Below are 24,795 nucleotides of genomic sequence, written 5' to 3'. Positions count from 1 at the left end.
GAACAGGCCCTCTCCCCCACCCCTCATGCCCGGACGTCCGCCCCCTGCTGGTCAGGAACAGGCCCCCACAAAAACTATAAAAAGTACAGTGGATACCTTTATGTTGTTTCGCCCACTCTTGAGGCATAAGCCCGGCCCCCCTTTAAACAGCAAAGCCACCCTATTTACCCCGTCATGAGAACGTCCCCGATACAAAAGAAGGGTGGCAGGATTCCCAAAGAATCCTGCCACCCTTTCGCTATTAGCTGGAGCTAAAGAAAAACCTTATTTTCCTTCAGACTTAGCCTTGTAGTAGGCGTCCTGAATTTCCTGGTGGATACGGCCACGGCTGGAAACATTGTGGCCGTTTTCCTGGGCCCACTTTCGAATTTCAGCAATTTCAGGGTTGCGCTTAGGGGTGGTGGTTCGAGAACCAGCAGGACGACCTGCTGAACGCTGAGCACCCTGAACGCGGCGGGCCTTAGCAGCGAAAGGGCGCAGGGCGTCGCGCAGGCGAGCAGCGTTAGCGCTGGACAGGTCAATCTCGTACTGACCGCCATCGAGACCGAAACGTACAGTCTCTTCTGCGGGACCGCCGTCGAGATCGTCTTCAAGAATAATCTTGACCTTCTGAGCCATTATTCATCTCCAATACATCGTTATGAAACACAAGGGAATGTTCCAAACTCACAGCTTTTGGGCACATCAAAAGTTAAGGATTACCCTTAAGACCCATGGGGAAATCTGTAAGCTTGGGCCATTACGGCCTAAACATTATCTATATAATATTTTGATTAACCCCGGTATTGCAAATTGAATGACACTTATACGCCAGAAAACTTTATTTAGTATCGTCACTGCCAAATGGATTCCGGCTACCGCTAGAATTCTTTACCTCGCGATACCAAGCCTCAGCGTCCTTTTCAATATTGTGCTTTGCTGCTCGCTCAGTGCGATCTGCCCGGTTCATCCAGCGCAAAATAAAGTAAAGCACCAGGCCCGCGCCAATTGAGGGGACTAGGCCAATCAGGAATTCCATCTCTTCCTTACCTTTCATGGGGTTATGCTTTCTCCAATCTACCCCAGCAGATGGCAAACGGAGAAGGCAAAGAAAAACCCGCCTGGCAGACAGCCAGGCGGGCTAGATGAGCTTCCTTAGAAGGCTTTACTCTGCCTCGGGCTTCATCAGCGGGAAGAGAATAGTCTCGCGGATACCCACGCCGGTGAAAAGCATGATGAGACGGTCAATGCCCAGACCGATACCACCCATGGGGGGCGCACCGTGTTCCAGGGCGCGGAGGAAGTCCTCGTCCAGCTGCATGGCCTCGTCGTCGCCACCGGCAGCCAGCTTGGACTGCTCGGTGAGGCGTTCTCGCTGAATCACGGGGTCAATCAGCTCGGAGAAGGCGGTGCCGCGCTCCATGCCTCCAATAATCAGGTCCCAGGCCTCAATCAGGCCAGGCTCGGAGCGGTGCGGACGGGCCAGGGGCTGGGCTGAGGGCGGGTAGTCGTAGACGAAGGTGGGGTTAAGCAGGGTGGGCTCGACGATCTCACCGAAGAGCTCAACAACCAGCTTCTCAGCGTCCCACTTGGGATCAACGGGGACCTCGTGCTTCTCGGCGATAGCACGCAGTTCTTCTGCGGTGGTGGCGGGGGTAATCTCAACGCCCACGGCCTCAGACAGGCCGGGGTAGACGCCCAGCCACTTCCATTCGCCGGTCAGGTCAATGGTGCCTGCCTCGGTTTCAATCTGGTGGATGCCCACGGCGTCGGCGCAGGACATAATGATTTCCTGCATGCGCTTGGCCATGACGAACTGGTCGGCGTAGGCCTCGTAGCATTCGAGGGTGGTGAACTCGGGGCTGTGAGTGGAGTCTACGCCCTCGTTACGGAAGACACGGCCGATTTCGTAGACCCGCTCCAGGCCGCCGACCGCTGCCCGCTTGAGGAAGAGCTCGGTGGCGATACGCAGGGTCATGGGCTGGTCAAAGGCGTTCAGGTGGGTGTTGAAGGGGCGGGCTGAGGCGCCACCGTGAATCAGCTGCAGAACAGGGGTTTCCAGCTCGATGTAGCCGTGACGGTTCAGGACGTCGCGCACAGTCTGGGTGATCTTGGCCCGCTTAATAACCAGGTCACGGGCTTCATCGCGCACCATCAGATCCAGGTAACGCTGACGGACGCGGGTCTCTTCATTCAGGTCAGAGTGGAGGTTGGGCATAGGACGCAGGGCCTTAGAAGCCATCTGCCATTCCTCAGCCATAATGGACAGCTCACCGCGGCGGGAAGAGATAACCTCACCCTTAACAAAGACGTAATCGCCCAGGTCAACCAGGGCCTTCCAGTCAGCCAGGGCCTCCTCACCGACGCTGGCCAGGGAAATCATGGCCTGGATCCGGGTGCCGTTACCCTGCTGCAGGGAGGCGAAGCAGAGCTTACCGGTGTTGCGGACGAACACTACACGCCCGGCAACGCCCACGATATCGCCGGTGGTCTGGTCAGCTTCGAGCGTGCCGTCGTACTTTTCACGGATTTCGGTGATGGTGTGGGTGACGGGGACGCCCACGGGGTAGGCTTCACGGCCAGATTCGAGCAGCTTGGCACGCTTGTCCAGGCGGATCTGCATCTGCTCTGACACGTTGAGGGTTTCGGGGGTCTTGCCCTGTTCAGTCAATGGTTTACCTGTTCCTCGGTAGTTTGTAGGTCTTTAGTTGATTTCCATGTTATCGATGAGGCGGGTGCTTCCCACATAGGCTGCGACGAGCGCTAGCACACGCGCCTGCTCGCTCTGGGGGGCTTCAAAGGTGTCGGTGTCGACCACTTCGAGGTAGTCCAGGCGGACGCCGTCGGTTCCGTCGATTGCTTCGCGGGCGGCTTGGACGTCGTCGGGGGTGAAGCTGCCGGTGATGTATTTTTCGCGCAGGGTTGCCAGGGTGCGGGAGAGCACCAGGGCGGCTTCACGTTCGTCAGCGCTGAGGTACTGGTTGCGGGAGGACAGGGCCAGGCCGTCGTCTGCGCGGACGACGGGCACGGGCTTGATGGTTACCTCGTGGTTGAAGTCCTTGACCATGCGCTGGATCAGGGCGAGCTGCTGGGCGTCCTTTTGGCCGAAGTAGGCGTTGAGGGTCGCGCCGCCGACCAGGGGCTTGAGGATGTTGAAGAACTTATTGACGACGGTCAGTACCCCGTCGAAGTGGCCGGGGCGGGTCTTGCCCTCAAAGAGGGTGCCCAGTTCGCCGGAAACAGCGGTGATTTTGGGGTCGCCTCCGGGGTACATTTCTTCAACGGAGGGGGCGAAAATGACGTCTACCCCGGCCTCGGTTGCGAGCGCGGCGTCGGCTTCGAGGGTGCGGGGGTAGCGGTCGTAGTCTTCGTTGGGCCCGAATTGTAGGGGGTTGACGAAGATGGAGAGTACGACGATGTCGTTCTGCTCGCGGGCGCGGCGGATGAGGGTGGCGTGCCCTTCGTGGAGGGCTCCCATGGTGGGGACGAAGCCTACGGTCAGGCTTTTCTTGGAGTCAGCGGCTTCTGGGCGACGGCTGGCGGCTGTGGTGGCCAGGAGCATTTCGTTGCCGAGGTCGGTGATGGTGTGTGCGATGGGGGTTTGACTCGTCACGGTGGTGAGAGGTCCTTTCGTCTTTTGCGCTTTACCAGTTTACCCGGCGAGGGCGGTGAGCACAGCATGGTATTGCTCATCGGTGAGGGCGCCTCGGTGGTGGGCACGTTCGGCGGTGGCGCGGGCTAGGGCTAGGTAGGCGGTGGGGACGTCGTCGGCGTTTTCTTCGAGGGCGTAGTTGGCGAGGGTTTGGGCGTGGGCGGCTACGGTGTGGGCGTCTCCGCGGGCGACGGGGCCGGTGAGGGCGTTTTCACCGTTGGCGAGGGCGTTGTCGAGGGAGGCTCTGAGGAGGGGTTCGAGGTAGCGGGCGGGGTTTTCTATGCCGATGGAGGCGAGGATTTGGAGGGCTTGGCCGGTGATGGTGACGAGGTGGTTGGAGCCGTGGGCGAGGGCGGCGTGGTAGAGGGGGCGGTCGCCTTCGGCGATGAGGACGGGTTCTCCGCCCATTTCGACGACGAGGGCTTGGGCGATGGGGGTGAAGGGGGCTGGGCCGGTGACGCCGAAGCTGGTGGAGGTGAGGCGGGGTAGGTCGAGGGAGAGGCCGGTGAAGGTCATGGCTGGGTGGATGGCGAGGCCGATGGCGCCTTGGGCGGTGGCGGGGGCGAGGACGGAGGTGCCGTGGCGTCCGGAGGTGTGGATGAGGATTTGGCCGGGGCGCCAGCCGTCGGTTTGGGCGATTCCTGTGACGAGGTCGGGGAGGGCGTCGTCGGGTACGGCTAGGAGTACGACTTCGCTGGTGGTGACGATGTCGGGGATGGTGGAGATGGGGACGCCGGGGAGTAGGGCTTCGGCTCGGGTGCGGGAGGCTTCTGAGACGGCGTGGACGCCGGTGATCAGGTGCCCGGCGGCGCGGAGGGCTGCCCCGAGTACGGCCCCGACTTTCCCTGCGGAGATCACACCTATGCCCAGGCGGGCGGGCTTGAGGGGGTTGAGGGTGCTGGTCATGCTGGTCCCTTTCTATCTGCGTCCTGCCTGACTAGTGTACCGGGGCAGGACGGCAGCCGCCCGCGCCCCGTCCGTCCACCTCCTGGGCACGCCCGCCCCGGCCTAGGGCAGGCGTCGTCAGAGAGGAGCCAACGGGGCCTGGGCGGGTGCCCCTATCAGTCTGTCCAGTCAGCGCCGGGCAGGGGCAGGAGCTCAAAGGGCGGGATGGTGCCGCCCCGGCCAGCGGAGGCACCCAGCCAACCGCCTGAACCTACCCCCATCTGGGCCTGCCGTACCAGCAGGGCGCGGGCAACCTCGGCGTCCGTATTCTGCACGGTCACCCCCAGGGCGCTCCCGGCAATCTTAAACTGCACATTCGCCAGGCCCAGCCGACGTTGCCAGGGCCCCTGACTCAGGGCCAGGGCCTGCACCTTACCGTGCGGAACCAGGGCCAGGGAATGAACCCAGCGGCCAGAACGCACCACCAGCAGGGCCGGGGTCAGGGCAAAACCATTACGGCGGTAGGTAAACCAGTCAAAGACCCGGGCACTAGCCGGGGAAACAGTGAACCCCTGCTCCGTCCCGGCCCCGCTCAAACCAGCCTGTAGCTGGGGCAGGGACACCCCGCCGTCCTGCTCAGAAGGCAGAACCAGGGGTAGCACCCGCATAACCTCATCAAAGGTGCCCACCGGCAAGAGCTCACCGGCGAACTCCCCCTGCCCCTCACTCTTACCGAGCAGGGTCACCTTGACCCGGTACCAGCCGGTCAGCCGCCAGAGCAGGGGCTGGATCACTTCAATTTTCTGGACACGGCCAGCAGGGAGGGACTGGGTCGTCGTATCAGCAAAACCAAACCTGGTCTTCAGGCCGTCTGCACTGGTTGAAAGGGAGAAATTGAACCCGGTGTTAAAGCGTTTCCAGGCGCTTGAAACAATACCCATGACCAGGGCGATGTTAGTCGTTGCAATAGTAGCCAGGGAGGCTTCAGCCCACAGCAGCACACCCACGATTAGGGCCACGGCAAGCACACCCACGATCCAGCCGACGGTCAGAAGCATGGACCCCAGCAGCCGCCCTACCGGCACCTGCACCACCAGGCGCTCGTCCGCGTCCTTAATGCCGAGGAAGTTCTCGGCGACGTGGTCGGCCAAGCGGTCAACTAGATCCGGGGACGGCCCAGCCCCACCGGCGACGACAGGCCCACCGGCTCCTGCGGGGGCGGGGGACGGCGACGGGGGAACCGCCCCAGCCTTGAGGGCCCGCACCTGGGCCAGGAGCTGTTCCCGCAGGTCACGGGCCTCCCGGTAGCGGAGGAACTCCACCTTCAGGGCAGAGGAGGCCCCGTCTGCCACGTCGAACTTCACCTCAGCTAACCCCAGCAGGCGGGCAACGAAGGGCCGGTTCACGTCAATGGACTGCACCCTGTCAAGCCGGGCCTTGCGCTCGGTTTTGAAGAGCATGCCGCTTTTGACGTAGACGTTCTGCTCGTCCACGGCAAAGCGGTAAAAGAACCAGGTGGAGATAAAGGGCAGCAGAAGCAGCACGAAGATAGCCGCCAGGACCGCCAGGTACCAGTAGCCGCCAAAGACACTTGACCAGGTGAAGAAGATAGTGTCAGGCGGGCCAGCCTCACCTAGTTCTTTGAGGTTGAAGTCCCTCGCCCCGGCCAGGAATTCTTCAAGGCCGTTGGAGAGAATCGAGTAGCCCAGCACCACCACAATCAGCCAGGCCCGCACCAGGGGGGACAGGGGGTGGGCCCGGCGCCATTCCAGGGTGGCGGGGTCGCCTTGCCCGGGGGCGGATGCGGCTGCGGCAGCTTGTTCGTGCAGGGAATCCTGGCTGGGGGTTGGGTTCTGCATTAGAGGCCTGCCATCTTCGCGTCGGACAGGTCGGTGAGAGTTTCACGCAGGGTGGCGGCCTCCTCCTTGGGCAGGCCGGGGATAGTGACGCTTGAGGCGGCTGTTTTCACCTCAAGCTCGGCCAGGTTGAGGGCGTTGGCGATAGGGCCTGAGGACACATCAACGTACTGGATCCGGCCGTAGGGCACAGCCGTGACCGTGCGGAACATAAGGCCCTTACGCACCAGCAGGTGATCAGCCCGCTCGCTGTACCCCAGGGCGCGAACCTGGCGGGCGGTCAGGGACGTGAGCCAGATATTCCAGAGGATAGCCAGGGCCGGGAGCAGGTTAACCAGCCAGGTCGGCCAATCCCACCAGCCCAGAACGGTCGTGAAAATCAGGGGCAGGGCAGCTACCCCCACCTGCAGGGCAGACCAGATCAGGCGGCTGATCAGCCGAACTTTCAGGTAGGCGGGGGCTACCTGCTTCCAATCGACCTCTGCTAGGTCAATGGTGTCTTTAGTGAGGCCGTCCAGATAGAGCGGGGGCAGGGTCGGGGTAAAGACCGGGGCTGCAGGGAGCACCTTCGCCCCCTCGTCCCCAGCCTGGACGGGGGCAGGCTGGGTAGCTTGGGCAGGCTGGCTATGGTCCGGACGGGCGGGTGAGTCGGTCAGCAGGTTCTCTTGGGGGCTGGGGTCGGTCACAGTAACTCCTTGCTGGCTAGCTCATATATGGGAAAAACCTACTTCCATTGTGACATAGAAAACTCCGGCCTCGCAGGAAGACCGGAGCTCTATCACCTTAGATATGCCCTATGAAGCATCCGTTTTACGGGCAAGAGGCCCGGGCTGCGGGGCGGCCTGGCCTACGCCCCCACCGCCGTCCTCGTCCCCGGGAGGAATCTTGCACCAGTTCTCAGCCAGAATCCCAGCAACCAGCATGACCACCCCGCCGGTGAGGGCCAGCAGGCTCTCAATCAGGGGGGCCATGGTCGAGCGGGAGGCCAGGAGCCCCACCTGGTAGACCACCAGGGCAAGCTGCCAGCCAGCAATCAGGGCCCCGGTCAGGGCCAGGGCCTGAGCGAAAACAGCAACCCGGGCAGCCAGCAGGGGGTTCATGGAACCTGCGTCAGCCCGAGTCTCAACCCGGCTAAATCGGGCGACCTGCCTAGCAAAGTAGAGGGCCAGAGCGGAAAGCACCAAGGCGCCGAGCAGGGTCAGACTGGGAAGGGAAAGCTCTGGGCCACCTGCCTGAACGCTCACCAGGTTGAGCAGGGCTCCGGTGGCGACACCCACCCCAAATATTAGGGCCAGGGCCCGGTTTCTGAGACTCATACGCACACCACCGGGGCGGGGTGGAACTCCCGGATCCCACCGGCGTCAGCCGCGTCGTCGGCCAGCTGGCGAACAGAATGCCCCAGCAGGAGGGCCGAGGGGTCCATACGGGCCCAGGGCTCTAGGACGAAAGCCCGCTCGGCGGCGCGGGGGTGGGGCAGGGTGAGGTCGGGGTCATCCATTTCAAGATTGGCGATATCGATGATGTCGATGTCCAGGGTTCGGGGGCCCCAACGGACCTCCCGGGTGCGGTGATGCTTGGTTTCAATGGCCTGGGTGTAGGCCAGCAGGGTGAAGGGGCTGAGAGAGGTTTCGATTTCAACGACCATATTGGTGTAGTCCGGCTGCCCAGCAGGCCCACCCACCGGGGCGGTGATAGCAATAGGGGAGATATTTGTGACCGCAATTTTTTCGTGGGCGCAGATATCAGCGATAGCCCGGATCAGGGTGTCCTCGCTACTCCCCAGGTTGGAGCCGAGGGCCAGGATTGCTTTAACGGGCATGCTTCTCCCTAAAGATAGTGACGGAGACGTCTGCGAACGTCACCTCGATGGGGGCCTTGGGTTTATGGACGGTCAGTTCCACCGCCAGGAGGGGGAAACGGCTCAGGATTGCCGCCGCTATACGCTCGGCCAGGGTTTCGATCAGGTCAAGGGATTCACCGGTGATGATTTCCCTGATAACTTCAGCAACTTCTGCATAGTTGACGGTATGGGCCACATTGTCGGTTTCGGCGGCCCGGGTGAAGTCGGTGAACATGGTGACGTCCACAAAGAAGGGCTGGCCGGTTTGTTTTTCAGATTCGAGGACGCCGTGGTAGCCCACGCTACCGACGCCGGTGAGGGTGATGCGGTCAGCGCGTGCGTAGTCGCCGGGTATGACGTGGGCGGGGTTTGTCGCGGGCATAGTTACCTTTCACCGTTGAGAGAGGACCGCAGGGCCTGTGGTTTGTTGCCATTATCCTCGGGTTTTGGGCATTCCCCACCCTTAGCTGGCTGTGGTCTTAGGCATGTCTAACAGGTTACTTACCGTGTTCTTGCGGTAATTTTTCGCCCCCAGGCCCCTCCCCGCCGTCCTTTCAGGAGCTTAAAGTCACAGCAACTTTTTCTTTTATGACGGGTCTGTTTCAGCTCCTGACCGGCCGGTCAGTGACCTTCGGTGAACGCCCCTGCTCATGCGCCAGCCAGGCGCCCTGCACCGCCAGGGCGTCAGCAGTAGCCCTTACATCATGGACGCGCACAGCCCAAGCCCCAGCCTGGGCCGCCATCAGCGACAGGGCCGCGCTAGCCACGTCCCGTCCCCTAGCCGGACGCTCCTCTACCTGCTCCCAGGCAACCCCCCGGGCTGCAGCGTCCTGCTCCCGCAAAAGCTGGGCAATAAACCGCTTCCGTGACCCAGCAACCAGCACCCGGTGCCCCTCGGCGGCCAAGGACCTTACCCCGGCCAAAATCTGCCAGTTCTGCTCCCCCTGCTTGGCAAAGCCCGGGCCGGGATCCAGAATAATCTGCTCAGGCGCCACGCCCCCAGCCAGCAACCGCTCCCGCAGGGCAAACAACTCCCGGAAGACCTCACCGGCAACATCGGCATACACAGCCTGGGAATCCATAGTCAGGGAGGTACCCCGAGAATGCATAAGAATATAGGGAACACCCAGCTCAGCGACGGTCTCAACCATGTCATCCCGCAGACTCATACCGGCCACATCGTTGATAATCTGGGCACCGGCGGCCACAGCCGCGCGGGCAGTTTCAGGGTTGAGGGTATCGACCGACATGACGATATTCTCGGCGGCTAAGGCTTCGATAACGGGCAGGACGCGGCGCTGCTCCTCAGCCAGCGACACACGGGTAGCGCCGGAGCGGGTGGATTCCCCACCCACATCAATAATGTCAGCCCCCTGGGCCACCAGCTCCCTGGCGTGGGCAACTGCCGCCGCAGCGTCCTGATACAAGCCCCCATCTGAGAAAGAATCAGGGGTGACATTGAGAATACCCATAATCAGGGTGCGGTCTGCCGGTAGCTGGGAAAAAGAACCGTGAGCGTGAGGAAGAGTCATGCTCCCAGGCTAACAGCTTTAGGCCACTCCCCCACCTCTCCCGCCTTAGCCAAGGGGAGCGCAAAACCTAAAAAGGACCGCATACTATGCGGTCCTTTTTGAAAATCAGGTCCCCTTGGGGGGATCAGGAGGCGTTGATCAGGCTCATGGCCTCAGCCCGGGTGGCAGGGTCGCGCAGGGCCCCGCGGACGGCACTCGTCACCGTCTTGGCCCCGGGCTTCCGCACCCCGCGCATCGACATGCACATGTGCTCAGCCTGAATCACCACAATCGCGCCGGTAGGCTGCAGGTGCTCTTCAAGAGCTTCAATCACCTGGGTGGTCAGACGCTCCTGCACCTGGGGACGCTTAGCGTAGACATCCACCAGCCGGGCCAGCTTGGACAGGCCGGTAACTTTGCCGTCGCCACCGGGAATGTAGCCGATATGGGCGTGCCCGTAGAAGGGCACCAGGTGGTGCTCACAGGTGGAATAGAAGGGGATGTCCTTGACCAGCACCAGCTCAGAGTGGTCGATATCAAAGGTGGTCCCCAAGATATCGGCAGCATCCATGCTAAGGCCAGCAAACATTTCGTCATAGGCCCGGGCTACGCGGGCCGGAGTCTCTAGCAGGCCATCGCGGTCAGGGTCCTCACCGATAGCCAGCAGGATTTCCCGGACGGCAGCCTCAATACGGGCTTGGTCAACAGCCATTAGCGGGGCCCTCCCAAGGGGTCAATATCGGGGTTACCTGCGGGGCCTGCGGCACCCGGGTGGGGGTTACCGGAATCCATGGGATCAACAGTGGGCTGCTGGACGAGGGGCTCAGCAGGAGCAACCGGCTCAGCTGCCTCAGCCTGCTTCTCGCTGGGGGCAAGCACCGGGGGAAGGTCAGAAACCAGGCGGTTCTCCTTAGAGAGCCACTGGGCCCGCTCCGGGCGCTTACGCACGTTAGCGAAAATCTCTGCAATCTCGTTTTCGAGCAGGGTTTCCCGCTCTAGCAGGGCGTAGGCCAGGGCGTCCAGAATATCGCGGTTCTCGGTGAGAATCTCGTGGGCCTCGTCATGGGCCATAGCCAGCAGGTCGTGGATCTCCTGGTCCACAATGTAGGCCAGGGAATCTGAATGCTGGTTGCCGCCACCGGCACCACCACCCAGGAAGGGGTCTGATTCCTTAGCTACCAGGCGCACGGAGCCAACCTTGGCGCTCATACCATACTCGGTCACCATCTTGCGGGCGGTATCGGTTGCCTTCTGAATATCGTTAGAGGCACCGGTTGAGGGATCGTGGAAGACGATTTCCTCAGCGGCCCGGCCACCCATGGCGTAAGCCATCTGGTCAAGGAGCTCATTGCGGGTGGTGGAGTACTTATCGTCCTGGGGCATGACCATGGTGTAGCCCAGGGCCCGGCCACGCGGCAGAATCGTAATTTTAGTAACCGGGGCAGAGTTACGCAGGGCAGCAGCCACCAGGGCGTGGCCGCCCTCATGGTAGGCGGTGACCTTACGCTCGTGCTCACTCATAATGCGGGAAGAGCGCTGGGGGCCAGCCATGACGCGGTCAATAGCCTCATCGATGGCGCGTTCATCAATGACGTTACCGCCGTCGCGGGCGGTCAGCAGGGCAGCTTCGTTCATGACGTTGGCCAGGTCAGCACCGGTAAAACCGGGGGTACGCTTGGCAACGGAGGCCAAATCAACGCGGCGGTCAATGGGCTTACCGGTAGCATGAACCTCAAGAATCCGCTGGCGGCCCTTGAGGTCGGGGGCGTCCACACCCACCTGGCGGTCGAAACGGCCAGGACGCAGCAGGGCCGGGTCGAGGACGTCGGGGCGGTTGGTTGCCGCAATGACAATGATGTTGGAGGTGCCGTCGAAGCCGTCCATCTCAACCAGCAACTGGTTGAGGGTCTGCTCGCGTTCATCGTTACCGCCGCCCATGCCGACGCCGCGCTGGCGGCCAACGGCGTCAATTTCGTCCACGAAAATAATGGCGGCCTTGTTGGACTTGGCCTCCTTGAAGAGGTCACGCACGCGGGAAGCACCCACGCCCACGAACATTTCAACGAAGTCAGAACCTGAAATCGAGTAGAAGGGGACGCCCGCCTCACCGGCTACCGCCTTGGCCAACAGGGTCTTACCGGTACCGGGAGGGCCGTAGAGCAGCACACCCTTGGGGATTTTAGCGCCCAGGCGGGTGAACTTCTCAGGCTCAGCCAGGAACTCGCGTACTTCTTCGAGCTCAGCCAGGGCCTCATCAACACCGGCCACATCAGCAAAACGGACGGTGGGGTTGTCCTTGTTGAACTTCTTAGCCCGAGACTTAGAGAAGTTCATAATCTGGGAGCTGCCGCCGCCCATCCGGCTCATCATGAACCAGAAAATCGCCACCAGAATAATCAAAGGCAGCATAAAGGACAGCATGGAGGTGAACCAGTTGGTGCGTACCGGCTGGTCAGTGAAAGACTCCAGCTCAGCAGCATCCATGGCGTCCACGACATCAACGGCGCGCGGGGCAACGTAGAAGAAGCTCACATTCTTGCCCTTGTTTTCACCGGCCGAAGTGACGTAATCGTCCTTCAGCTCCAGCTCAACCCGCTGCTCGCCGTCGTAAATCTTGGCGCTGACAACCTTCTGGTCATTCAACAGGCCGATACCGACGTTGGTATCAACCCGGGTGGAAGCAGCCAAGGAGTTAGCAAACAGCATGGGCACAGCAATCAGCACAGCCAACAGGACCCAGAACCAGGGCCCCGAAATGAGCTTGCCGAAGAACCCCTTTTTCTGCTGAGGTTCGGGTGTCTTATCCGTTTTCTGCACAGGCATGCCTTCCACACAATGACGGGGCGGGGAGCCTCCCCGCCATAATTCTCTAGACCCCAACCCCAAAAAGGGTGCACGAAGCCTAGACCTATCTAATGTACCCAAAGAAACTGGGTGAATGCTCCATGAGGGATAGGTTTCACCTCTGGGCTAAAGGGCTAGACCCTCCGGGATACCTGCGCTGAGTAAGGGAGCTACCCGCCGCCCGTCCTGCCCACCCCGCTACCGCCTGCCCCCGGGGCGTCCTTAAAGCACAAGAGACGAGGCCAAAAACCTCGTCTCTTGGATAAGCCCTCAGGCAAAACCTTTAGGAGTAGACGTGCGGTGCCAGGGTGACGATGCAGTCCAGGTTACGGTAGCGCTCGGCGAAGTCCAGGCCGTAGCCAACCACAAACTCAGGCTCGATGTCCCAGCCAACGTACTTGACCTCAACGTCGGTCTTGACGCTCTTGGGCTTACGTAGCAGGGTGCAGATTTCTACCGAGTTAGCACCACGGGAAACCAGGTTCTGCTGGAGCCACTTGAGGGTCAGGCCAGAGTCAATGATGTCTTCAACGATGAGTACGTCGCGGCCGGTCAAATCGGTGTCGAGGTCCTTGAGAATACGGACAACACCGGAAGACTTAGTGCCAGAACCGTAGGAAGAAACCGCCATCCAGTCCATGGTGTAGTGGGCCTTGAGGGCACGGGAGAGGTCAGCGACCACCATGATAGCGCCCTTGAGGACGCCGACCAGCAGGACGTCGCGGCCCTCGTAGTCCTTGTCGATCTGGGCTGCGAGTTCCTTAATCTTGGCGTCGATCTCTTCCTTGGTGAAGAGGACGTGCTTAATGTCGTTCTGTACGTCGAGTGCGTCCACGTTTGCTTGCTTTCTGCTGGAGGAAAGGTTGGGCGCCAGGCCCTGTAGACGGGCGCGAGCGCTTGTTCTCTCTTAAGTATGGTTTATGGGGTGGGCCTGAGTAAAACGATGAGGCCGGTTTTTTTGAGGTTTATCGCTTGAGCCCCCCGCATGAGGGTGGCTCCGGGACGGCGGCGGTAGGCAGAAACATGGCCGGGTAGCTGGAGGGGACCTGCCGTTCCGTGGTCACAGATGAAGGTATCGAGGGCAGCCAGTCGTTCGAAGCCGGAGGCGGTTCCACCGGCCTGTTCCAGGGCTAGGGCCAGGACGCGGGTGCGTAGGGCCGGGTGCATGCCTGCGAGGGTTGCCCTGTCCAGGAGGATAGCTCCGGTGAGGTCCTGAACCCCCACACTGGCTGCGAGGGCAGGGGCAGCCGGGGCCAGCTCGTCCGCGCTGATCAGGACGGAGGCCAGGGCAGCCTGGGCCTGCCCGGCAAGGTAGTCGGCGTCGGCCCCGGCTATGGTGGCGGTGCGGGCCAGGGAGGTGGCGACGTCCCCGCCCAGCTTCTCTTCAAGATAGGGCAGGATGGAGTGCCGTACCCGGGCCCGCATGAGGGACTGGTCGGTGTTGGTGGGATCCTGCCAGGGGGTCAGGCCGGCGTCGGCGCAGATTTCTTCGATCTCGGTGCGGCGCAGGGCGAGCATAGGGCGGATCACCCGAACCGGCCCGGCCGGGTGGTTTTCGATCCGCTCCACCGGCATACCGGCCAAGGAACGGGTACCTGAACCGCGAGCCAGGCCCAGCAGGACGGTCTCAGCCTGGTCATCGAGGGTATGGCCCAGGGCCACGGCGTCGGCCCCCGTCTCTGCCAGGGCCTTGGCAAAAGCCCCGTAGCGGGCAGTGCGGGCAGCCATCTCAGGGCCCTCTTTCCCCTCGTCAACAGTTACTTTCTGCACCAGAACCGGGGCGAGCCCCAGCCCCTGCAGGACCTGGGCGGTCTCATCCGCCACCTGCGCCGAGCCGTCCTGGAGCTGGTGGTCCACCACCACCGCGCCCACGCGGACGTCCTGACGCCGATTAAAGTGGGCCAACAAAACCGCCAAGGCCAGGGAATCAGGCCCACCCGATACAGCCGCCAGAATCAGGGGCCGCTCCCCCTCCCCCCGCTGGGCCTGACCGCTGGTCGGGGCAACCGTCCCCGCCCCAAAAACCTGGTCGAGGACGTCCGCAACAGAGCGGCGGGCTGCCCCCACCACCGGGTTCAGGCGGGTCTTACGTTGGTTCTGCATTAGCTCTCTTTCTGGTCAGCCAGGGCGGCGGGGGTGCCGATAACCCGCTCAACCCAGCGGGCAGGGTCATGGATCTCAGCGACAGTCGGCAGGTGCTCGGGGGCCTCCCAGATACGGTTGAAACGCTCCATGCCCACCTCGTCAATCACAGCCTGAACGAACTTCTGGCCGTTCTTGTACTGGGCCATCTTGGCGTCCATGCCCAGCAGCTTACTCATAAAGCGGGGGAAGAAACCCTGGTTCCTGCCGCGCTGTTCAAAACGGCGACGAATAGTTTTAACGGAAGGCACGATATCTGCATCCACGGCGTCCATAACCACGTTGGCGTGGCCCTCCAGCAGGCTCATGACGCCAGTGACCCGGTCCATGAGCTCCCGGCCCTTCTCACTCAGCAGCAGGGCAGCACCAGGGTTGCTCCCAGCCCCCGCTGCACCCTCGCCCGGGGCCTCCTTCTTTTTCATGGCGGCAACAGCGCCGGTCGCGGCAGAAGCAATCCTTTCGGGCAGGTTTTCGCTGGTATCCCCCAGTTCCTTGCCCAACTCCTGGATAAGATCCAGCAGGTAATCCCGCAGCCAGGGAGCCGCAGCGAACTGCACCCGGTGGGTCTGCTCATGCAGGGCCACCCAGAGACGGAAGTCCGCCGGGTCAAGGTTAAGTTCTTTCTCCAGGGCCAGAAGATTGGGGGCGACGATCATCAGGCGGCCGCCGGACGCCCCGTGGCCAGCCAGGGCCGCAAAGGGGTCATACTGGCCCAGGACGCGGGTAGACAGGAAAGCCAGCACACCCCCAATTTCTGCCGCCCCGCCAAGCTCCGTGACCGCCAGTTCGGTGGAGGACAGTTTCTTCATCCGGGGCCCCAGCACAGCCTCAGCAATCGGGCCCAACATCACCTCAAAGGACTGGGTATTAGCCTTCACCCAGGTCGCCCGATCAACAATCAAGAGTTCAGAATCATGCAGGTTCTCAGCTGCAGCCAGCTGCGTAATGGCATGCACATGGTCGACGGCAGCTAGGGCGGCATACCGCATATCCTCCACAGCCCGGCGCTTAGCGGCAGCCGCAGCGCGGGGCCCAGCCGGGGCCAACACACCGGCAATCTTATGGGCTAAGGAAAAATTCAGGGGCACAGACGATGAGGGGCTCATACAAGCCCACTTTACCGCCTCAGCCAGGACGACGCCGTCCACCCCACCCAGCAAAAAAGGCCAGGCCCCAGGCCCAGCCTCCCACTCTAAAGAACCTACAGTTAAGCGTCAGTATTTTCTCCGCCCCATCCATGTACAAAATCTATCGCCAGTGCATACACTGAAAAACAAACTCTGTGAGGCCAAGCCCCTTAGACAAAAAGAAGCTCCAGTTCCCACAAGAACCGGAGCTTCTCAAAGTATTTCACACGACCCTCACATCAGAAACAATGCCGTTCGTGCCTCACCTGAAAGGCTACCATGGGCCATACATCTGGATAGGCCCGGCCGCCCACCTACAAAGGAGGGGCAGGCCAGCTACTGCCGCCTGCCCCGCCCTCAAAGCCATACCGGCCCTACCAGGACGTCATCCTAGTGAGCCTGGGCGAAACGCTCCTGCGCCTCAACGACCAGCTTCTCAGCGAAAGCCTTATCTTCCCAGCCCTCGCCCTTAACCCACTTGCCGGGCTCCAGGTCCTTGTAACGCTCGAAGAAGTGCTTGATCTCTTCCTTGAGCTGATCAGCAACATCAGCAATATCCTGGATGTGATCGTAACGCTTATCAGCGGGAACACACAGGACCTTATCGTCGCCGCCAGCCTCATCAGTCATGCGGAAGACACCAATGGGGCGGGCCTCAACCAGGACGCCGGGAACAACGTCAACGTCCAGGATCACCATGGCGTCGAGCGGGTCACCGTCTTCGCCCAGGGTGTCCTCAAAGTAGCCGTAAGCGGTGGGGTACTGCATAGAAGTGAACAGTACGCGATCCAGGCGCAGGCGGCCGGTTTCGTGATCGATCTCGTACTTAACGCGTGAGCCACGGTTAATTTCAATAGTGACGTCGAGTTCCAAAGGAACCTCCTGGTTGATGGTAAAACCCGTCGGTTGAACGGGCTGTTCGGCAACTTAGTTTACTTGAGAACAGGCAGTCTCACAGCTTTTTCTGGGCAGGCGGGCTTGTGTCCCCCGTATTACGCCTCACCCCGACCCCCTTCCGCCGAAGCGCACCCGCACCCGATACCCTGGTGTGAAGACCAAAAATAATTCCTTGACGCCGCCTGCCGGCTCACCCACCTGGAGGTTTCATGGCTGCCACCCGCCCCGTCCTTGCCTGGTTAAGCACCGGCGCCCTTGCCATAGGTTGCCTTGCGGCAGGAGCGTGGGCCCTTCCCCAGTGGCAACAGGCAGAGAAGCTAGAAGCAGAAGCAGTAGCCCCCGGCGTCACAGCAACACCGATAGAGCCGGCCACAGGCCAAAACACCCCCACCCCCCTTGACACTGCCGGTCTAGCTGAACGCCTAAGCGGGGTGCTCAATGACCTCAACCAGGGCACCGTATCAGCCCAGGTCATTGATGCTGACAGCGGGCACCTAATCTTCGAACAAGACGCCAACGCCCAACGCACCCCGGCCTCCAACATGAAAATGCTGGTTCACTACGCCGGCGTCGTCACCGCCCCCGAAACCCGCTTCACAACCCAGGTCACGTTAGCAGAGGACGGCACCCTCGCCCTAGTCGCTGGCGGCGACACCCTGCTGGTGCCAGGACCGTCCGACCCCACGCGCGTCATGGGCCGGGCAGGAATTGAAACCCTCGCCGAACGCACCATCACCGCACTCAAAGAACAGGGCAAAACCGCCCAAAACTTTACCCTGAACCTTGACACCACCATCTACTCCGGCCCAGCCCTCAACCCCGAATGGCACGAAGACGACATCGCCTCCGGCTTCATGAGCGCCGTCACCCCCCTGGCCTTCTACTCCCACTACACTCCCGGCAGCAACGGAGCCAGCGGAACACGCCCCGACGACGCCCCCGCCCAGGTACACAGCACCCTCATCGACGCCCTCAACCGCCTCGGAGCAGAAGCCGGCCTGACCTTCACCCCCGGCAAGGCCCTCGACACCCCCGCCCACGGCACCGAACTTGCCGCCGTCGAATCAGCCACCTGGGCCGAACAAAGCGCCCTCATGATGCAAGAATCCGACAACTCCCTTGCCGAAGTACTCGGCCGCAACCTCTCCGTAGCCCGCGGCGGCGACGGCTCCACCGCCGACGCTATCAACCAGATCCGCACCGTCCTCACCGAGCAAGGACTCCCCACCGACTACACCCAAGTCGACCTCAGCGGCCTCTCCATGAACAACAAGGTACCCAGCACCCTACTCACCGCCCTCACCCAACGGGCCACACACGGCACCGCCATAGAACGCCTCACCCTCCCCGGCCTGCCCATCGCAGGCTACAACGGGACCCTCGGCCTCCCCAACCGCTTCAACGACGCCAACGAAACCGCCGGCCGCGGCTACGTCCGCGCCAAAACCGGCACCCTCAACTCCGTCCTCTCCCTCACCGGCTACACAGTAACCAGCGGCAACCAGACCCTCATCTTCTCCGTCACCATGAACGACCTCAACAACACAGACGCCGCCAAAAACACCATCGACCGCTTCGCAGCCGAACTCACCGCAGGCTAAACCAGCCCCCGGGCCAGTAGCCACCTACCTGCCCTCACGGGCACAGCAAAGGCCCCGCATCCGAGCAGTTCGGATACGGGGCCTTTGCTTGCGTTCAAGAGCTTCAGGGGAGCCTAGCTCTCCCAGGTGCCGCGGGCCTCAGTCCAGTTGATAGTGATGCCGCTTGCGAAAGTTACACGGGTAACACCGTCTTCGCCGCGAACCTCATCAGTCACAGGGAAGCCCAGAACAGTGGGGCCGCCCAGGTCATGCCAGCGGTAGTAGATCGCACCATGGCCTACCAGGCTACGGGCACCGGTAGCTTCAGTCCAGAAAACGGAAATCTTAAAACCATCCTTAGAGAAATCCTGACGCATACCCCCCAGGTAGGGATGTTCAGAATTCATGGGGTAGCCCCAACCGAATTCAAAACGATTGGCCGCGTACTTACCGCCAATAGCCCCCGGCCAGTAAACATTATGGGCGCCAAAAGTCGGTGACCAGTAGATAGTGCGTCCCTTGGTGAAGTTCTGGATACGTCCCCCGTTGATGGAGCCGAACTCGGCTGTTGCGGGAAGGCCGAAGGTGGCTTCGCCGCCATTGGCATGGTAGTGGCTGGCGATATTTCCGCTCATAGGAATCGCAGAAACCTGCTGCACCGGGGCAGAAGACTGGGGGGCGACGATGCTTGAGGTGTAGTCGTTGGGGCCGCGGCCGTTATCGTAACGGTAAATGCCGACGTTACCGAGGATGCGCCAGGGCAGGTTGGTGCCGTGGCCGTAGCAGAGGCCGATACCCATGACGTTAGCCTGGGGGGCCAGGACGGCGGCGCGGTGGGCAGGTGAGCTCTTCCAGAAGGCCAGGAGCTGGCTGATGTCGTCGTTGTAGGTAAGGGCGATAACCTCACGCACGAAGCTGTAGCCCTGGACCTTGGAATTGTAGAGGAACTGGGTGCCGTGGGAGAAGTATCCGGCGTTGAACTGGCGGATAGCCTCGATCTCCATGACGGAGGCGACGGTGGCTGAGTGGCGGACGGGGTTCAGACCGTTCTGGGCGCGGAAGGCGTTGATGAGGTCCAGCAGGCGCTGCTGGTCTGCGGCACGCTGGGCGGCAGAGACGGTGCGGATATCTGAGGACGCAGCGTTCGCTGAAGTTGCGACGCCTGCAGCGGCAACACCGGCGAGGGTCAGGGCAGCTGCCTGGCGACGATTAGGCTTAACTGCTCGTGTAGTTTCAAGAAGGTTCTTCATTCTTGGTCTCCGAATCTAAGTCTAGAGTTCTCATGCGAGATTTTTTCTGAACATAACTTTATAGAATCGTGACCTGATGTCCACACTTTCTGAAAGTTTTTTTGAGGAAGTCACAAGGTTTGGACCCACTAAGATGAGGCCAATCATTACCCCTGCTCAACTGTTCCACCTTGCCAAAGCTATATTTATTTTTATTTTCAATATTTTTCATGAGCCGGAAATGATAAAAAATTAATTTTGGGAGACCCACCACTTTCTGAGCCTAGAATCAAGCCTTCCCAGCCCTTAAGCCAGGTTTTGACATGGGATAACGGCAGTTAACATCAGGCCAGCCCTCTACCTGACCCACATCATGGGAGACCCCCACCCAACCTGCCTTTAATTAATTTACCCATCAGGAAATTCAGAGGGCATTGCTTGATGTGCATCACAGGTTTTTTATTAATTGCGGGTTAACCACAAGAAAAACAACCAAGAAACTCTAGGGTTATATTCTAATATACTAGAATATTATTAGAACACTTGTTCCCAACTTCAAAGATTGGTACGGAGCAGTCCTCCGGGGGTGAGAGGGGTTCTTAAAATGTCAGACCCCCTTGCTAGCCTAGGAAACGACGCACGCAAAGGAGCCCCATGTTCTTCATCGACGCCGATCCAGCCCACAGCAGTTCCGGTCTTGAGCCCGCTCACCGCAGCCTGGTCTATTCTGCAACAGACCTCGTTATCAGCGCCCAATGCCAGTTTGCCGCCCTCTATGCCCTCGACCACTTGCTGGGGCGCGTCCCTGCCCTCGACGTCGCACCGGATCTCGGCCTGGCCCGGGCAGCCTCTCTCGGTATTGCCCATGAAGAGCGGGTGCTCAAGACCTATCAGGAAACCTATGGAGAGTGGAACCCAGCTACCGGGCGCGGGGTCTATGAGGTAGAACCGCTTGCCCGCTACAGCAGGGAAGGGCTTGAAGAAAAACGGCTTGAGACCCTTGAAGCTCTGAAGGCTGGTGCCGACGTCGTCTTCCAGGCCTCCTTCTTTGACGGCTCCTTCCATGGCCGGGCTGACTTCCTGGTCAAACAAGAGAACGGCTCCTACCGGGTGGTTGATACCAAACTGGCCCGTTCAGCGCGTGTCCCTGCCCTCCTGCAGTTAGCGGCCTACGCCCACCAGCTTCACCTTGAGGGTATTGAGGTTGACCCCCAGGTTTCCCTCATTCTGGGGCACGGGGTTGAGTCCCTGCACGATTTAGCGACGATTACCCCTGTTTTTGATGAAAAGCGGGAGCGGCTTGAGGCGCTCTTCCGCGAGCGCCGCCGTCCTGATGCCAGCCCTCTGACCTGGCTGGTGCAAGTAGAGGGCGGCCGAGTCCTTGAGCCTGCGCAGGCTGTGCAACGATGCGGCCGGTGCGATACCTGTAAGGCCCTCGCTACTCAGCACCGGGATATGCTGCTGACCGCTGGTATGTCTGCCCGTACTCGTTCTTTTATTGTTGACCGCTGCGGGGTGCAAACAATTGATGAGTTGGCGTCTTTAGCTGGCCAGTCCCACCTGCCCGGGCTGGTCAGGCGGTATGCTGAGCAGGCTGCCTTGCAGACGGGGAGATCCCAGCCTGATGGCTCGGTGACAGTAACTGATGCTGAGGGGAATGAGAGCCTCCTGTCGTTTGCCCTGCTGCCCCGCCATACCCTGCGGGCCCTGCCGAGGGCGTCGTCCGGTGATCTATTCCTGGCGATGCGCACCGACCCCCTGTGGCGCGATGAAGCAGCAGCCGCCCCGGCGCTGATGTGGGGTTTAACCTACGCTCTAGCGGTAACCCACCTTCCCGAAAAGCAGGGCCTAGATCCCCTTCTTGTTCAGTTCTGGGCCCATTCTCGGGCAGCTGAAGGCCGGCTGCTCGGCGACTTTTTGAACCTGGTTCACCAGCAGCGCATGGAGAACCCGGGGATGCGTATCTACTATTTTGGGGCCGGGGTGTTGACGTCCCTGCAGGAGCTAGCTAGTAAACACGGGGTGGGTGAGGCCTATCTAACTGATCTGCAGCGGGACCAGGTTCTTGTGGATCTGTCTGAGGTGATGCGTCGGTCGGTTCGTACGAGTGTCGGCACCACCCAGCTTGCTGAGGTTGAGCCCCTGTACCTTGAAGGTATTGAACGGCAGCAGGAGATCCCGCCGACGGCCTACACCGATTGGGTTGAGGCGCAAGCAGCTGGCCAGGCTGAGCTCGCCCAGCAGATAGAGGCGACCTTGGCCCGGGACCTCTACCGCACGGGGGTTTCCCTAGTGCAGTTGCGGGCCTGGTTGCTAGGTTTGGCGGGCCGGTCGGTAGAGCAAGAACGTGATGAGCCTGTTCCGTTGGCTGATCTCAATGAGTTGCTGGTGCAGGCTGGCCGTGCTGAAGATGAAACTGAAGAGGAACGCGCCCTACAAGGCTTCATTGCGGCCTTGGACGCCGGCGGTGACCTGGATGAGCAGAAGCAGGCAGTTGCTATGGTGGCAACAGCTACCGGCTACCATCGTCGTGAGCGTCGTCAGTTTTGGTGGGATCATTTCAACCGGCTGACTGCACCGCTTGAGGACTGGGAGGACGCCCGCGACGTCGTCTTGCTGGGCCGGATGCAGGTGGTTGCTGATTGGCACCAGCCAGAGCGGGCCCGTTCCCTGTCGCGGGTACTCAGCGGGGTTGCCCGGCTTGCGCCGGGGTCGTCGGTGAAGGTGGGAGACAGTAACCTTTTTGCAATGTACGGCCGCCCTCTACCTCCTTTCCTAGAGTTTGAGGCCCGTCAGCAGGCACTCACCTACGCTGCCCTGCACGAGGGGGTCCTGCCGGTGGAGCCTGAGCGGGCCGGAGCTTTTAACACTGAGATTCTTGAGCTTGAAGAAATCCCGGTGGATGAAGCTGGCCAGCCCTACCTGGTGCGTATCACGGTGAAGGAGAGCTTGAAAACTGTTGAAGGGCAGCCTGCTGAACCCTACCCCCATCTTCCTTTGGCTTTGACGCCTGGCCAGCCGATTCCTACCAGGGCCCAGGAGCAGGCCCTGATGGAGCTGGCTGCCCGAACGGCGCAGACCCTGCCAGAGCTTCCCCAGTCGGCGGGCACAGAGTTGTTGCTCCGCCGTCCGCCCCGGTTGCGGGGGGCTGTTCAGGGGGCGGACGGCCGCGTCCTGGCCCTGCCTCGCCCAGTTGAGTTTGCAGAAACCCACGGGTCTATGGCGACGGTGCAGGCAATTTATGAGGCAGTGAGCCAGCTGGACCGTTCATATGTTGCGGTGCAGGGGCCTCCCGGGTCAGGTAAGACCTTTGTGGGGTCGCACGTGATCGGACGCCTGGTGGCGGCCGGGTGGAAGATAGGCATTGTGGCCCAGTCCCATGCCGTTGTTGAGAACATGCTCCTGGGGTGCATCAACAATGGGAGGGTGGATCCTGACGCCATTGCTAAGGGGGTGGGCAAGAGCCAAACACCTGATTTCCCCTGGCGCGAGGTGCGTAACTCCGAGGTTACCCGTTTTATGGATGAGACCGGGGGACGTATTTTTGGCGGTACGGCCTGGGACTTTGCCTCCGATAAGAAATTCCGGTTTGAGGGTCTTGACCTGCTGGTGATTGATGAGGCTGGCCAATATTCCCTGGCTAATACCCTGGCAGTGGCCCGCTCTGCCAAGAACCTCCTGCTCTTGGGGGACCCGGCCCAGCTGCCCCAGGTAACCCAGGGGGCCCACCCCTACCCGGTGGACGAGTCAGCCCTGGGCTGGCTCTCAGATGGCCGCACGGTACTGCCCGAGGAGTACGGCTACTTCCTGGACGCCACCTGGCGGATGCACCCGCAGCTTTGCGCCCCGGTTTCTGCCCTGTCCTATGAGGGACGTTTAGCGTCAGCTCCGTCCGGCAGCGAGCGCCACTTGCAGGGGTGGGAGCCGGGAGTGTACCTGCGTACCTTAGAACATACCGGTAACTCCACCTTCTCCCTGGAAGAGGCTGAGGAGGTGGTGAGGGTAGCCCGGAGCTTCATAGGGTGCCAGTGGACGCCCGCCCTCTCGGCCCCCGAGCAGGCGGCCCCCTTAGAGCCCGGTGACATCATCGTGGTGGCGGCCTATAACGCCCAGGTCGAGGCGATCCGTGCGGCTCTGGTGGAGGCAGGTTTAGCCGCACCAGATGGTAGTGGCGTGCGGGTAGGAACAGTTGATAAGTTCCAGGGCCAGGAGGCCCCGGTCGTTATTGTGTCTATGGCTGCTTCAAGTGCTGGTGATACTCCGCGCGGCACCGACTTCCTGCTGTCCCCCAACCGCCTCAATGTGGCCCTGTCCCGCGGTATGTGGGCGGCGGTTGTTATCTGTTCAACCGGGTTCACTGATTTTCTGCCGACCAGCCCTGAAGCCCTCGCCCTACTCGGGGCCTTTATCCGGCTTGAACGGAGTGCGATTCCCTTCCCACCAGCAGCCACTGGTATAAATCCTCTGGTGAACGATGATTTTGATGACGAACCCGCCCTTGAAAGGAGCTAAGTATGGCGCTCTCCCCTACGCATCGTAGGCGGACCCCCTACGTCCTCTTCTTTGATGGGCAAGCGGTAGCCTTGGGCGACCCTGACTACTTGCGCCGCATTAACGACCGGCTCACGGAGCAGGGCTACCACACCCGCCCTACCTACTGGGATCAAACCTACGTGGCGGATCTTTCCCTGGAAGATCCGGAATCCTTGGCCCAGCTTGCTGAACGATCAGCCTCTGTGGGGGATCCTGACCAGCTCAACAGCATTGGTGTGACCTGTGGTGAGGCCGAGTTTTGGGCGGCCATGTATGCCCGGAGTTTTGAGAAGGCCCCGGCCTGGGGGAAAAACGACACCCTCTATATGCCGGCTTTGCCTGACTGGCTAGAGAATACCCGTACCTGGCGGCTTGATCCCTTAGCCCCGGGCGATGGCCCGGATGCCTTCGACCTTGGCGGAGGTTGGGTGCGGGTCAAGGACTCCCCCGGCGGTGGCCAGCCAATTGGCCTCTTCCAGCTCACCAGTGCAGACTATTTTTGGGCTTTTGGCTCAGCTGAAGACCTCCGCGAGCTGGTTCATCTGTGCCGTTCCCTGGCCCGCGATTTCACGGGCTTTGACCGTATCACCGCCTACTTGGGCACCGACCTTGGGTGTAGCAGTATCCGCTTCCCCATTGAGTGCCGCCGCCACCTTGAAGAGCAGCTCTTCCTAGCCGGGGTCGATGCTGAAACCCTTTTCTGGGAACCCTAAGTGCTCC

21 protein-coding genes are annotated in these 24,795 nt (G+C 61.1%); 3 read left to right on the top strand and 18 right to left on the bottom strand.

Features of this window, described 5'->3' with window-relative positions; genetic code table 11:
• Positions 1-264: 264 nt before the first annotated feature.
• From L7A15_RS05985 to ppa, 17 genes are all read right to left on the bottom strand, one after another.
• Positions 265-618 (bottom strand): histone-like nucleoid-structuring protein Lsr2, encoded by a 354-nt coding sequence (locus L7A15_RS05985; RefSeq protein WP_237201894.1) that lies wholly within the window; start codon positions 616-618, stop codon positions 265-267.
• A gap of 202 nt (positions 619-820) precedes the next feature.
• A complete protein-coding gene (locus L7A15_RS05980; protein WP_237201892.1) occupies positions 821-1,036 on the bottom strand; it encodes a hypothetical protein in 216 nt (71 codons plus the stop codon).
• Between the two features lie 108 nt (positions 1,037-1,144).
• Entirely contained in the window at positions 1,145-2,602 is a 1,458-nt protein-coding gene (gene lysS / locus L7A15_RS05975) for a lysine--tRNA ligase (protein ID WP_237208639.1), read from the bottom strand.
• Between the two features lie 81 nt (positions 2,603-2,683).
• The gene (panC, locus tag L7A15_RS05970; protein ID WP_237201890.1) at positions 2,684-3,592 is read right to left on the bottom strand and encodes a pantoate--beta-alanine ligase; all 909 of its coding nucleotides are present in this window, start codon (positions 3,590-3,592) and stop codon (positions 2,684-2,686) included.
• Positions 3,593-3,631: 39 nt separating this feature from the next.
• Entirely contained in the window at positions 3,632-4,537 is a 906-nt protein-coding gene (locus L7A15_RS05965) for a Rossmann-like and DUF2520 domain-containing protein (protein WP_237208597.1), read from the bottom strand.
• A 155-nt stretch (positions 4,538-4,692) separates the two neighbouring features.
• Positions 4,693-6,375, bottom strand: a complete 1,683-nt coding sequence (locus L7A15_RS05960; protein WP_237201886.1) for a PH domain-containing protein — start codon at positions 6,373-6,375, stop codon at positions 4,693-4,695.
• Positions 6,375-7,058, bottom strand: coding sequence for a PH domain-containing protein (locus L7A15_RS05955; protein WP_237208598.1), 684 nt, complete (start codon positions 7,056-7,058; stop codon positions 6,375-6,377). Before L7A15_RS05955 ends, L7A15_RS05960 begins: the two co-directional genes overlap by 1 nt.
• 108 nt (positions 7,059-7,166) lie before the next feature.
• The gene (locus tag L7A15_RS05950; protein WP_237208599.1) at positions 7,167-7,688 is read right to left on the bottom strand and encodes a DUF3180 domain-containing protein; all 522 of its coding nucleotides are present in this window, start codon (positions 7,686-7,688) and stop codon (positions 7,167-7,169) included.
• Positions 7,685-8,191, bottom strand: coding sequence for a 2-amino-4-hydroxy-6-hydroxymethyldihydropteridine diphosphokinase (gene folK / locus L7A15_RS05945; RefSeq protein ID WP_237187769.1), 507 nt, complete (start codon positions 8,189-8,191; stop codon positions 7,685-7,687). Before folK ends, L7A15_RS05950 begins: the two co-directional genes overlap by 4 nt.
• Positions 8,181-8,594, bottom strand: coding sequence for a dihydroneopterin aldolase (gene folB / locus L7A15_RS05940; protein ID WP_237187770.1), 414 nt, complete (start codon positions 8,592-8,594; stop codon positions 8,181-8,183). Before folB ends, folK begins: the two co-directional genes overlap by 11 nt.
• Positions 8,595-8,814: 220 nt before the next feature.
• Positions 8,815-9,744, bottom strand: coding sequence for a dihydropteroate synthase (gene folP / locus L7A15_RS05935; protein WP_237208600.1), 930 nt, complete (start codon positions 9,742-9,744; stop codon positions 8,815-8,817).
• Positions 9,745-9,868: 124 nt separating this feature from the next.
• Positions 9,869-10,435 (bottom strand): GTP cyclohydrolase I FolE, encoded by a 567-nt coding sequence (gene folE, locus L7A15_RS05930; protein WP_237208601.1) that lies wholly within the window; start codon positions 10,433-10,435, stop codon positions 9,869-9,871.
• Positions 10,435-12,546 (bottom strand): ATP-dependent zinc metalloprotease FtsH, encoded by a 2,112-nt coding sequence (gene ftsH / locus L7A15_RS05925; RefSeq protein WP_237208602.1) that lies wholly within the window; start codon positions 12,544-12,546, stop codon positions 10,435-10,437. The genes folE and ftsH overlap by 1 nt, the downstream gene beginning before the upstream one ends.
• A 304-nt stretch (positions 12,547-12,850) precedes the next feature.
• Positions 12,851-13,402: a hypoxanthine phosphoribosyltransferase gene (gene hpt / locus L7A15_RS05920; RefSeq protein WP_237187774.1), complete on the bottom strand. Its 552-nt coding sequence runs from the start codon at positions 13,400-13,402 to the stop codon at positions 12,851-12,853.
• A gap of 83 nt (positions 13,403-13,485) precedes the next feature.
• Positions 13,486-14,670, bottom strand: a complete 1,185-nt coding sequence (tilS, locus tag L7A15_RS05915) for a tRNA lysidine(34) synthetase TilS (protein ID WP_237208603.1) — start codon at positions 14,668-14,670, stop codon at positions 13,486-13,488.
• Entirely contained in the window at positions 14,670-15,815 is a 1,146-nt protein-coding gene (locus L7A15_RS05910; protein ID WP_237187776.1) for a zinc-dependent metalloprotease, read from the bottom strand. The genes tilS and L7A15_RS05910 overlap by 1 nt, the downstream gene beginning before the upstream one ends.
• 411 nt (positions 15,816-16,226) lie before the next feature.
• On the bottom strand, positions 16,227-16,727 hold the full coding sequence (gene ppa / locus L7A15_RS05905) for an inorganic diphosphatase (protein ID WP_272878640.1): 501 nt from the start codon (positions 16,725-16,727) through the stop codon (positions 16,227-16,229).
• A gap of 215 nt (positions 16,728-16,942) precedes the next feature.
• Here ppa and L7A15_RS05900 point away from each other — a divergent pair, with 215 nt between their 5' ends.
• Positions 16,943-18,334, top strand: a complete 1,392-nt coding sequence (locus L7A15_RS05900) for a D-alanyl-D-alanine carboxypeptidase/D-alanyl-D-alanine-endopeptidase (protein WP_237201853.1) — start codon at positions 16,943-16,945, stop codon at positions 18,332-18,334.
• Positions 18,335-18,447: 113 nt separating this feature from the next.
• Here the strand turns inward: L7A15_RS05900 and L7A15_RS05895 are convergent, their stop codons facing one another.
• Positions 18,448-19,563 carry a CAP domain-containing protein gene (locus tag L7A15_RS05895; RefSeq protein WP_237208604.1) on the bottom strand — a complete coding sequence of 372 codons (1,116 nt, stop codon included), beginning with the start codon at positions 19,561-19,563 and terminating at the stop codon, positions 18,448-18,450.
• Positions 19,564-20,196: 633 nt separating this feature from the next.
• Between L7A15_RS05895 and L7A15_RS05890 the strand changes: the two genes are divergently transcribed.
• On the top strand, positions 20,197-24,054 hold the full coding sequence (locus L7A15_RS05890) for an AAA domain-containing protein (protein WP_237208605.1): 3,858 nt from the start codon (positions 20,197-20,199) through the stop codon (positions 24,052-24,054).
• Positions 24,055-24,056: 2 nt separating this feature from the next.
• Complete coding sequence (locus tag L7A15_RS05885) at positions 24,057-24,788, top strand: hypothetical protein (protein ID WP_237208606.1); 732 nt, start codon at positions 24,057-24,059, stop codon at positions 24,786-24,788.
• The last annotated feature ends 7 nt before the right edge of the window (positions 24,789-24,795 follow it).

This window comes from Rothia nasimurium, from assembly GCF_928391935.1.
Lineage (GTDB): Bacteria > Actinomycetota > Actinomycetes > Actinomycetales > Micrococcaceae > Rothia > Rothia nasimurium_D.
The sequence above is the reverse complement of the archived record's forward strand: the minus strand, read 5'-3'. Positions and strand labels throughout refer to the sequence as shown.

Excerpts from the sequence above, each read along its gene's own strand:
- tilS (WP_237208603.1), bottom strand. The coding sequence starts at position 14,670 with ATGCAGAACCAACGTAAGACCCGCCTGAACCCGGTGGTGGGGGCAGCC.
- folP (WP_237208600.1), bottom strand. The coding sequence starts at position 9,744 with ATGACTCTTCCTCACGCTCACGGTTCTTTTTCCCAGCTACCGGCAGAC.
- folK (WP_237187769.1), bottom strand. The coding sequence starts at position 8,191 with ATGCCCGTTAAAGCAATCCTGGCCCTCGGCTCCAACCTGGGGAGTAGC.
- L7A15_RS05910 (WP_237187776.1), bottom strand. The coding sequence starts at position 15,815 with ATGAGCCCCTCATCGTCTGTGCCCCTGAATTTTTCCTTAGCCCATAAG.
- L7A15_RS05885 (WP_237208606.1), top strand. The coding sequence starts at position 24,057 with ATGGCGCTCTCCCCTACGCATCGTAGGCGGACCCCCTACGTCCTCTTC.
- L7A15_RS05980 (WP_237201892.1), bottom strand. The coding sequence starts at position 1,036 with ATGAAAGGTAAGGAAGAGATGGAATTCCTGATTGGCCTAGTCCCCTCA.
- L7A15_RS05890 (WP_237208605.1), top strand. The coding sequence starts at position 20,197 with ATGTTCTTCATCGACGCCGATCCAGCCCACAGCAGTTCCGGTCTTGAG.
- L7A15_RS05960 (WP_237201886.1), bottom strand. The coding sequence starts at position 6,375 with ATGCAGAACCCAACCCCCAGCCAGGATTCCCTGCACGAACAAGCTGCC.
- folB (WP_237187770.1), bottom strand. The coding sequence starts at position 8,594 with ATGCCCGCGACAAACCCCGCCCACGTCATACCCGGCGACTACGCACGC.
- L7A15_RS05895 (WP_237208604.1), bottom strand. The coding sequence starts at position 19,563 with ATGAAGAACCTTCTTGAAACTACACGAGCAGTTAAGCCTAATCGTCGC.
- L7A15_RS05900 (WP_237201853.1), top strand. The coding sequence starts at position 16,943 with ATGGCTGCCACCCGCCCCGTCCTTGCCTGGTTAAGCACCGGCGCCCTT.
- L7A15_RS05950 (WP_237208599.1), bottom strand. The coding sequence starts at position 7,688 with ATGAGTCTCAGAAACCGGGCCCTGGCCCTAATATTTGGGGTGGGTGTC.
- L7A15_RS05965 (WP_237208597.1), bottom strand. The coding sequence starts at position 4,537 with ATGACCAGCACCCTCAACCCCCTCAAGCCCGCCCGCCTGGGCATAGGT.
- folE (WP_237208601.1), bottom strand. The coding sequence starts at position 10,435 with ATGGCTGTTGACCAAGCCCGTATTGAGGCTGCCGTCCGGGAAATCCTG.
- ftsH (WP_237208602.1), bottom strand. The coding sequence starts at position 12,546 with ATGCCTGTGCAGAAAACGGATAAGACACCCGAACCTCAGCAGAAAAAG.
- lysS (WP_237208639.1), bottom strand. The coding sequence starts at position 2,602 with ATGCAGATCCGCCTGGACAAGCGTGCCAAGCTGCTCGAATCTGGCCGT.
- L7A15_RS05985 (WP_237201894.1), bottom strand. The coding sequence starts at position 618 with ATGGCTCAGAAGGTCAAGATTATTCTTGAAGACGATCTCGACGGCGGT.